This window comes from Bordetella petrii (genome assembly GCF_020991325.1).
Lineage (GTDB): Bacteria > Pseudomonadota > Gammaproteobacteria > Burkholderiales > Burkholderiaceae_B > Bordetella_A > Bordetella_A petrii_E.
On record NZ_JAJMLX010000185.1, the window covers coordinates 1 to 9,187 of the forward strand.

Sequence of the window (9,187 nt, forward strand, 5' to 3'; positions counted from 1 at the left end):
CAGCCCGCCCGCGGCGTCGGACGCGGTCATCGTCGCGCGCCTGCGCGCTGCCGGCGCGGTGGTGCTGGGCAGCCAGCACATGGCCGAGTTCGCCATGTCACCCACGGGCTGGAACGCCGCATACGGGCCGGGCCGCAATCCCTGGGATGACCGGCATGTGTCGGGCGGCAGTTCCAGCGGCGCCGGCATGTCGGTAGCCGCCGGCCACGTGCCGTTGGCCATCGGCTCGGATACCGGCGGCTCGGTGCGCCTGCCGGCGTCGCTATGCGGCCTGACCGGCCTGAAGCCTACCCAGTACCGCATCAGCATGGCAGGGGCGATGCCGCTGTCGGCCAGCCTGGACTGCATCGGGCCGCTGGCGCATACGGCAGAGCTGTGCGGCCAGGCCTATCGCGCCATGGCGGGAGCCGATGCCGCGGATCCGTCCTGCCTGGATGTGCCCGCCACACTGGGCGACGCGCCGCGGCGCCTGCGCGTGGCCGTGCCGCAGTGGGCCGACGATGACCCCATCTCGGCCGACATGCGGCAGGCCCTGGACGAGGCCGTGCGGGCCTTGCGCGCGGGCGGCGTCGACTGCATTGCCGTGCCGTCGCCGTATGCGCTGTTGCAGCGCGCCAGCATGCTGGCGTCTACGTTGCTGGCGGTAGAGGCGGCCGCGCTGCACCAGCGGTCCTTGCGCGAGCATGGCGACGGCTATGGCCGCCAGGTGCGCCGGCGCATCACGCGCGGCCTGCTGGTGCCCGCCGTCGACTACTACGACGCGCTGCGGCTGCGCGAACCGTTCCTGCGCGCTTATCTGCGCGATGTGCAGGGCGATGCCGACGCGCTGCTGTTGCCTTCCACCCCGGACGCCGCGCCGCGCATCGACGATTCGCAAGACCGCGACCAGGCCAGCCTGGAACGCGACTTCGCGCATTTGTCATGCTGGACGCGCGGCATCAACTATCTGGGGCTGCCGGTGCTGAACCTGCCCGTGGGGGCGAACGCGGCCGGGCTGCCGCTGGGCATGCAACTGGTGGGCCCGCCCCTGGGCGAAGACCGGGTGCTGGCCCTGGGCCGGCTGTACCAGCAAGCCACCGACTGGCATCTGCGCCGCCCGGCCGGCGCCACACAAGACCACAAGGCAATCGCCAAGGAGACAACATGACTGCATTCTGGAACAAGGCCGCGCGCGGATGCGTGGCGCTGGCCGTGGGTTGGTGCGCCTCTGCGAGCGCGGCCGACATGATCATCACCAGCGAGATTCCGCTGGCCACCAATCCCAGCCCGTATATCGAGCAGTTCATTGCCGAGGTGAACAAGCGCACCGACGGCGCGCTGCAGGGCAAGTACTTCCCGGCATCGCAGCTGTACAACGACCGGGACGGCCTGGCCGCGTTGGGCACGGGCGCCGTGCATATGGTGTGGCCGGTGTCGTCGCGGCTGGAGCAATTCGACGCGCGCGTCGGCGTGGCCAGCCTGCCGTTCGCGCTGAGCACCGAGGAAATGACCAATGCGTGCTTCGCCGACGGGTTCACCCGCATGATCTCGGGCTACCTGGAACCGCGCGGCATGCAGGTGCTGGGCTTTCTGCGCACGGCCGACCTGATTTTCCTGATGAAGAATCGCGACATCGAGAAAGTGTCCGACCTGAAGGGCCAGAAGGTGCGCGTGATCGGCGGGCAGATCATGCTGGACGCCATGCGTTCGGTGCAGGCCAGCCCGATTTCCATGTCGGCTTCGGAAATGTCGGCCGCGCTGTCGCAGGGCGCCATCGACGGCGCCATGACGTCTCCGGCGGGCTGGGTGGATGTGCTGGGCAATACCGCCAAGTACGCCACGCTGGCGCCCGGCATGGGGCTGGCCACCTCGGCCGTCACGGTGGACAAGCAATGGCTGGACGGGCTGCCCGAGGCCCAGCGCAAGGTCATCCACGACGTGCTGGCCGAGATCATCGCGCGGCAATGGCAGGAAACCGTGGCCAAGGACCGCAAGCTGATCGACCAGATGGTGGAGCAGGGCGGGCATTACCGCGTCATGGCGCCGGCCGAGGTGGACCAACTGAAAGAACGTTTCGTGGCCGCGGGCGAGGGTTTCCGCAAGAAGCACGCCGACGCGATCGCGCAGTTGGAGAAAATCCGCAAGGAGTGTATCCATGATGGCAAGTGACCTGGATTCACCCGCGCTGGGCAAGGCGCGGCGCGCGGATGGCGGCCCCGCGCCGGCGGCCGCGCCGCCATTCGGCCAATTGGGGTGGGCGTCGCGCCTGGTGCTGGGCGTGGCCACGGCGCTGGCGCTGGGCGCCACCTTCATCATGATCCTGGAGGGCTTCAGCCGCTATGTGCTGAACGTCAGCTATTTCTGGGCCGAGGAATCGGTGCGTTTCCTGATGGTATGGGCGTTTTTCCTGACCCTGGGGGTGGCCGGCTTCCGCCAATGCCATATCCGCACCGAACTGCTGGTGCAAAGGCTGCCGCGCGCGCTGCAGCGCGCCACCTGGCTGCTGGCCTGCGCGGCCGGCATGGCCTTCGCCTTCATCCTGGCGTATTCGTCCATTCCGCAAGTGGAGCGCTTCCGTTCGATGGGCATGGTGTCCGAATCGTCGCTGGAATTGCCGATGTGGCTGCTGTTCCTGGCCATGCCGGTGGGCGGGGTGGCGCTGTTCCTGTACTACGCCTGCGCCGCCTGGTACGCGTGGCGCTGGGGCGACCCATTCGCCACCGAACCGCTGGACGATGACCCCGATGCCGGCGTGGCCGCCGCGCTGACCCGTCAGGAGCCGCCGCTATGACACTCGCGATTTCCGTAATCGGCCTGCTGGCTTTGCTGGCGCTGGGCGCGCATGTGGGCACGGCCATGGGCCTGGTGTCCAGCGCCATGGTGATGTCGGTGGATGGCGTGCCCCTGACGGTGGTGGCGCAGACCGCGTTCAAGTCCATCAACAGCTATCCGCTAATGGCCATTCCCATGTTCGTGCTGATGGGCAACCTGATGATGCGCGGCAATATCGTCGCCGTGATGATCGAGCTGATCGGCAGCCTGGTGCGCTGCGTGCGCGGCGGACTGGCGCTGACGGTGATGCTGTCGTGCGTGTTCTTCGCGGCGGTGTCGGGTTCCAGCGTGGGGTCGGCGGCGGCCATCGGCGCGGCCACGGTCGACGGCCTGAAGCGCGAGAAGTATCCTCCGCGCTTCTCGGCCGCGCTGGTGGCGGTGGGCGGCACGCTGGGCCTGATGATCCCGCCTTCGCTGGGCTTCATCTTGATCGGGTCCATCGTGGGCCTGCCGGTGGACAAGCTGTTCGTGGCCGGTATCGTGCCCGGCCTGATGGAGGCCGCGCTGCTGCTGACGACCACGGTGTGGCTGACGCGCCGCCATGGCTACGGCGCCACTACCGGCAAGCCCGACCTGGCGGGTTTCACGCGGCGCCTGCCGCGCGCGGCGGGCGCTTTGTCCATGCCGGTGCTGGTGCTGGGCAGCATCTACCTGGGCATTTTCACGCCCACCGAAGTCTCGGCCGTGGCGGCCGGCTATGCGGCGCTGCTGTGCGTGCTGCTGTACCGCACCATGACCTGGCGCGGCGTGTGGCAGGTGTCGCAGGAATCCATCCTGCAGTCCACCATGATTTTCATGGTCGTGATGGGCGGCAGCCTGATCGGCTTCATCCTGGCGCGCATGGGTGTGTCGGCATCGTTGATCGGCTTCATGGAACGCATGGACATGACGGCATGGCAGTTCCTGCTGCTGGCCAATGTGGTGCTGCTGGTGCTGGGCATGTTCCTGGACGGCGTCGCCATGATCGTGCTGACCGCGCCGCTGCTGTTTCCCATGGCCACGCACCTGGGCATAGACCCGGTGCATTTCGCCGTGATCATGGTGGCCAACGTCGAGATCGCCACCTTGACCCCGCCCATCGGCCTGAACCTGTTCGTAATGAGCGGCATTGCGCGTATTCCCGTCGAGCAAGTGGCGCGGGGCGTGGTGCCCTTCTACGTGACGCGGCTGGTGTCGCTGGCGCTGATCACGTTCGTGCCGTCCATATCGCTGATGCTGGTGAACTGAACGTTCGCCGCTACCGGAGACTCTGATGAAAGACCATGTAGACACGCCGGCCGCCGGGTTGGCGCTATCTGAAACCCTGGCGCAGTACGCGGCCGGCTTCGATGCCGCGCGCATTCCCGCGCCGGTGCGCGAACGGGCGCGCCTGCTGATGCTGGATTCCATTGGCATCGCCCTGGCGTCGCACGGCTACGATTTTTCGCGCCGAGCGCTGGCGGCCGTGCGCGAGCTGGACAGCGGCGGCGACAGCGTCGTCATCGGCACGGAACTGCGCATGGACGCGCGCAACGCCGCGCTGGCCAACGGCGTGCTGGTGCACGGGCTGGACTACGACGATACCCATGCGCGCGGCGTCATCCATGCCACCGCGTCGGTGCTGCCCACGGTGCTGGCCGTGGCCGCGCGCGACAATCGTTCGGGCGCGGACATGGTGGCCGCCTACGTGCTGGGCATGGAAGTGGCCACGCGTCTGGGCGCCGTGGCCAAGGGTGGTTTTCACCAGGTGGGCTTCCACCCCACCGGCCTGATAGGCACCTTCGGCTGCACCCTGGCGGCGGGCTGGCTGCAAGGCCTGGATGCCCGGCAAATGGCCGACGCGCAGGGCATTGCGCTGTCGGTCGCGGCGGGCAGCCTGGAATTCCTGAACGACGGCGCCTGGAACAAGCGCATGCATCCAGGCTGGGCCGCCCAGGCGGGCATGACCGCGGCCACGTTCGGCAAGCACGGCTACACCGGCACACGGCTGGCCTACGAAGGCCGCTTCGGCCTGTATGCCAGCCACCTGGGCGAGGCCAGCTACGACCTGGGCCTGGCCACCGCGGGCCTGGGCGAACTGTGGGAAGTGGAGCGGGTGTCGGTCAAGCCGCTGCCCGCCTGCCATTTCACCCATGCCAGCGTGGATGCGGCGGCGCGCCTGCATGCCCAGGGCGTGCGGCCCGAACAGATACGGCGCGTTACGGTGCTGGTACCCGCCGAAGTGGTCAAGACGGTATGCGAGCCCGAGGCCGCCAAGCGCAAGCCGGCCAATAGCTACGAGGCCCAGTTCAGCATTCCTTATCTGGTGGGAACGGCGCTGTGCAAGGGCCGCCTGACGCTGGACGACCTGGAGGACGAAGCCCTGCGCGACCCGGCGGTACTGGCGCTGGCCGCCATCACCGATTACCGTCACGACCCCGACAGCGGCTTCCCGCGCCACTATTCCGGCGAAGTGATCGTAGAGTTGAAAGACGGCCGCACCCTGCGCGAGCGCGAGGCCGTGAACCGCGGCGCCGAAGACCGCCCGCTGACCGCCGAAGACATACTCGCCAAATACCGCGACAACGCCTTGCGCCAGGTGCCCCAGGCACGCGCCCAGGCCATCGAGCGGGGCGTGCTGGATCTGGAACAGGGCACGGCGCGGGACCTGGCGGATCAACTGGGCCAGGCCTGAACGCCGCCCGGTAGAAAAGCTTACTGAGGAGTACACGGCATGACTACACACGATGAAGGCCAGGAGCAACTCATTCTGGATATGGTGGACCGCTTCCTGGAACAAGAGGTGCGGCCCCACGTCTGGCAATTCGAGCACGACGATATCTACCCCGAGGAGATCGTCGAGAAAATGAAGGCCATGGGCCTGTTCGGCTGCCTGATCGCGCCGGAATACGGCGGCCTGGGGCTGTCGACCGTGACCTACGCCAAGATCATCGAACGCATTTCGGAAGAATGGATGTCGCTGTCGGGCATCCTGAATTCGCACCTGATCATGGCGGCCGCGGTGCAGCGCAATGGCACCGATGCCCAGAAACAAGAGTTCCTGCCGCGCTTCGCCACCGGCGAACTGCGCGGCGGCATCGGGCTGACCGAGCCGGATTGCGGTACCGACCTGCAGGCCATCCGCACCGTGGCGCGCCGCGACGGCGACACCTATGTGGTGAACGGCGCCAAGATGTGGATCACTAACGGCTACTACGGCAATTGCTTTGCCCTGCTGGTCAAGACCGATCCGCAGGCCGAGCCGCGCCACAAGGGCATGAGCCTGTTCATTGCCGAGAAGGGGCCGGGCTTTACCGTCAGCCGCAAGCTGGAGAAGCTGGGCTACAAGGGCATTGATTCCACTGAACTGGTATTCGAGGGCTACCGCATTCCGGCCGACCGGTTGATCGGCGGGGTGGAAGGGCGCGGCCTGCAGATGGTGCTGAACGGCCTGGAGCTGGGCCGCATCAATGTGGCGGCGCGCGGGGTGGGCGTGGCCCAGGCGGCCTTGCGCGAATCGGTGAAATACGCGCAGCAGCGCAAGACGTTCGGCAAGCCCATCTGCGAGCACCAGGCCATCCAGACCAAGCTGGGTGAAATGGCCACGCGCACCGAGGCCTCGCGCCTGCTGACGCTGCGTGCGGCCGCCGCCTACGACAGGGGCGAGCGTTGCGACATGGAGGCCGGCATGGCCAAGCTGTTCGCCACCGAAACGGCCGTGGAGAACAGCCTGGAAGCCATGCGCATCCATGGCGGCTATGGGTATTCGAAGGAATACCTGGTCGAGCGTTTCTACCGCGACGCGCCGCTGCTGGTGATAGGCGAGGGCACCAACGAGATGCAGCGCATCATCATCGCCAAGCAATTGGTGGAAAGGAATCGCATATGAGTTTGCCGCTGACAGGATTGCGCATCGTCTCGGTAGAGCAGTATGGGGCGGGGCCGTTCGGCACGCAGCATCTGGCCGACCTGGGCGCCGAAGTGATCAAGATAGAAAACCCCCACGATGGCGGCGACGTGGGCCGGGCCGTGGGGCCGCATTATTTCGGGCCGGGCGACAGCCATTTCTACCAGGCCTTCAACCGCAACAAGAAAAGCGTCACGCTGGACCTGAAGCAGCCCGAAGGGCAGCAGGTGCTGCGCAGCCTGTGCGAACATGCCGACGCCGTGTTCAACAACCTGCGCGGCGACCTGCCGGGCAAGCTGGGACTGACGTACGAAGCCCTGCGCGAGGTGCGTCCGGACATCGTCTGCGCGCACCTGTCGGCCTATGGCCGCGACGGCGAGCGCGCCAGCTGGCCAGGCTACGACTACCTGATGCAGGCCGAGGCCGGCTATCTGTCATTGACGGGCGAGCCCGACGGGCCGCCGTCGCGCTTCGGGCTTTCCATCATCGACCTGATGACGGGCACCACCGCCGCGCTGGGCCTGGTGTCGGCGGTGCTGGGCGCGCGCCAGACCGGCGTGGGGCGCGACGTGGACGTCAGCCTGTACGACGTGGCGCTGCACAACCTGGGCTACCTGGCCACCTGGTACCTGAATGGCGGCCACAAGACGGGCCGCGCGCCGCGGTCCGGCCACCCTTCGCTGGTGCCCAGCCAGCTGTACCGCACGGCCGACGGCTGGATCTTCATCATGTGCAACAAGGAAAAATTCTGGCCGCTGCTGGCGCAGGCCATGGGGCATCCCGAATGGGTCGACAACCCCGACTACCGCACGTTCAAGGACCGGCTGCACCACCGCGAACGCTTCAACCAGGAACTGGAAGCCGTGTTCATGACCGACACGACCGGCAACTGGATGGGGCGTTTTGCCGGCCGCGTCCCGGCGGCGCCGGTTTATGATGTGGCGCAGGCGCTGGACAACCCTTTCGTGGAGTCGCGCCAGGGCCTGCTCGATGCCCGCGACCCCCAGGGGCGCGCCATCAGGAATGTGGCCTCGCCGATCCGTTGCCCGGGCGAGGAGCCGCTGGCGCGCGCCGCCCCGGCCATGGGCGCCGATACCGACCAGCTGCTGGCGCAGGCAGGCTACGGGCCGGACCAGATCGCCAGCTTGAGGAAGAATGCCGTTCTATGACCCTGAAGATCGAAGCGCCGGGAGGCCGTCCGCGATACCTGCAACTGGCCACCACGCTGGTGCAGGAGATACGTTCGGGCCGCTACCCGGTGGGTGGCCTGCTGCCCACCGAGTTCGAGCTGTGCGACCAGTTCGGCGTGTCGCGCTTCACCGTACGCGAGGCCGTCAAGCAACTGGTGCAGATGGGCATGGTGACGCGCCAGCCCGGCGTGGGCAGCCGCGTGCTGGCGCAAGCGCCCGTCACGCAGTACACGCAGACCATGTCGGGCATTACCGACCTGCGCCAGTATGCCTACGAAACCTCGCTGGAAATCGAAGGCCAGGCGCTGCTGGAAGTGGGCGGTGAACTGGCCGATACCCTGGATGCCTCGCCCGGCGAGACCTGGCTGCATGTCTGGGGCCTGCGCTATACCGACGCCCACGACACCCCCATCTGTATGACCGATGCCTATATCGCGCCGGCGTTCCGTTCGGCGTCGGGCATCCAGGGGCGCATGACGCGCGCCTTGTATGCGTTGCTGGAAGAGCAGTTCGACGTGCAGATCAAGACCGTCCACCAGGACATACGCGCCGTGGTGCTGGACAAGAAGTCGGCGCAGCGCCTGCACGCCAAGCCCGGGTCCGCCGGGCTGCGGCTGGAGCGCCGGTACATGGATGCGCGGGACGCGCTGGTGGAACTGGCGGTCAGCGTGCATCCGGCCGACCGCTTCAGTTACCGCGAGTCGTTCCGCCGCGACTGGCAGGTGCCGGGGTGAAAGTTTCCGGGACAGGCACGCTGGCGATCACGCTGGCGGTACAGTCGCTGGTGGCCGCGGCGGCGTTGGTGGTGCCGGTGCTGGCGCCCGTGCTCAGCGCCGCCGCCGGTGTCGGCGCGCAGTCGGTGGGCGTGTATGTGTCGCTGATCTACGTGGGCGCCATGGCGGGCAGCCTGATGGCGGGCGGCTGGGTGGCGCGGCAGGGCGCCATCCGTTCCAGCCAGTGGGGGCTGGTGCTGTGCGCGCTGGGCCTGCTGTGCAGCCTGTCGGGCAATGTGGCGCTGCTGGCGGTGGGAGCGGTGCTGTTGGGCGTGGGCTACGGGCCGATCACGCCCGCCAGTTCGCACCTGCTGATCCAGACCACGCCCAGGCACCGCATGTCTTTCGTGTTCTCGGTGAAGCAAACCGGCGTGCCGCTGGGCGGAGTATTGGCCGGCCTGCTGGCTCCCAAACTGGAGATCGCGATCGGCTGGCGCGGCACCTTGCTGGCGACGGCGCTGGCCTGCCTGGCGTGCGCTGCCCTGGCGCAAATGGTGCGTGCCGAACTGGATGCCGATCGCAAGCCCGGCCGGCGGGCGGGCCTGGGC

9 protein-coding genes are annotated in these 9,187 nt (G+C 67.7%); all 9 read left to right on the plus strand.

The genetic code is table 11. The features are described 5' to 3' along the window. A partial coding sequence (locus tag LPZ50_RS17050) for an amidase (RefSeq protein ID WP_230662916.1) occupies positions 1 to 1,147 on the plus strand: 1,147 nt, incomplete at its 5' end. After that, a complete protein-coding gene (gene dctP, locus LPZ50_RS17055) occupies positions 1,144 to 2,148 on the plus strand; it encodes a TRAP transporter substrate-binding protein DctP (protein WP_230662918.1) in 1,005 nt (334 codons plus the stop codon). The genes LPZ50_RS17050 and dctP, both read left to right, overlap by 4 nt. Then, on the plus strand, positions 2,135 to 2,770 hold the full coding sequence (locus LPZ50_RS17060) for a TRAP transporter small permease (RefSeq protein WP_230662920.1): 636 nt from the start codon (positions 2,135 to 2,137) through the stop codon (positions 2,768 to 2,770). Before dctP ends, LPZ50_RS17060 begins: the two co-directional genes overlap by 14 nt. Further along, positions 2,767 to 4,038: a TRAP transporter large permease gene (locus tag LPZ50_RS17065; RefSeq protein WP_230662922.1), complete on the plus strand. Its 1,272-nt coding sequence runs from the start codon at positions 2,767 to 2,769 to the stop codon at positions 4,036 to 4,038. Before LPZ50_RS17060 ends, LPZ50_RS17065 begins: the two co-directional genes overlap by 4 nt. Positions 4,039 to 4,063: 25 nt before the next feature. Further along, positions 4,064 to 5,464, plus strand: a complete 1,401-nt coding sequence (locus LPZ50_RS17070; protein WP_230662924.1) for an MmgE/PrpD family protein — start codon at positions 4,064 to 4,066, stop codon at positions 5,462 to 5,464. 39 nt (positions 5,465 to 5,503) lie between these two features. Next, a complete protein-coding gene (locus LPZ50_RS17075; RefSeq protein ID WP_230662926.1) occupies positions 5,504 to 6,658 on the plus strand; it encodes an acyl-CoA dehydrogenase family protein in 1,155 nt (384 codons plus the stop codon). Then, positions 6,655 to 7,845 carry a CaiB/BaiF CoA transferase family protein gene (locus LPZ50_RS17080; RefSeq protein ID WP_230662928.1) on the plus strand — a complete coding sequence of 397 codons (1,191 nt, stop codon included), beginning with the start codon at positions 6,655 to 6,657 and terminating at the stop codon, positions 7,843 to 7,845. The genes LPZ50_RS17075 and LPZ50_RS17080 overlap by 4 nt, the downstream gene beginning before the upstream one ends. Further along, a complete protein-coding gene (locus LPZ50_RS17085) occupies positions 7,842 to 8,600 on the plus strand; it encodes a GntR family transcriptional regulator (protein WP_230662930.1) in 759 nt (252 codons plus the stop codon). Before LPZ50_RS17080 ends, LPZ50_RS17085 begins: the two co-directional genes overlap by 4 nt. Beyond that, a partial coding sequence (locus tag LPZ50_RS17090; protein WP_230662932.1) for an MFS transporter occupies positions 8,597 to 9,187 on the plus strand: 591 nt, incomplete at its 3' end. The genes LPZ50_RS17085 and LPZ50_RS17090, both read left to right, overlap by 4 nt.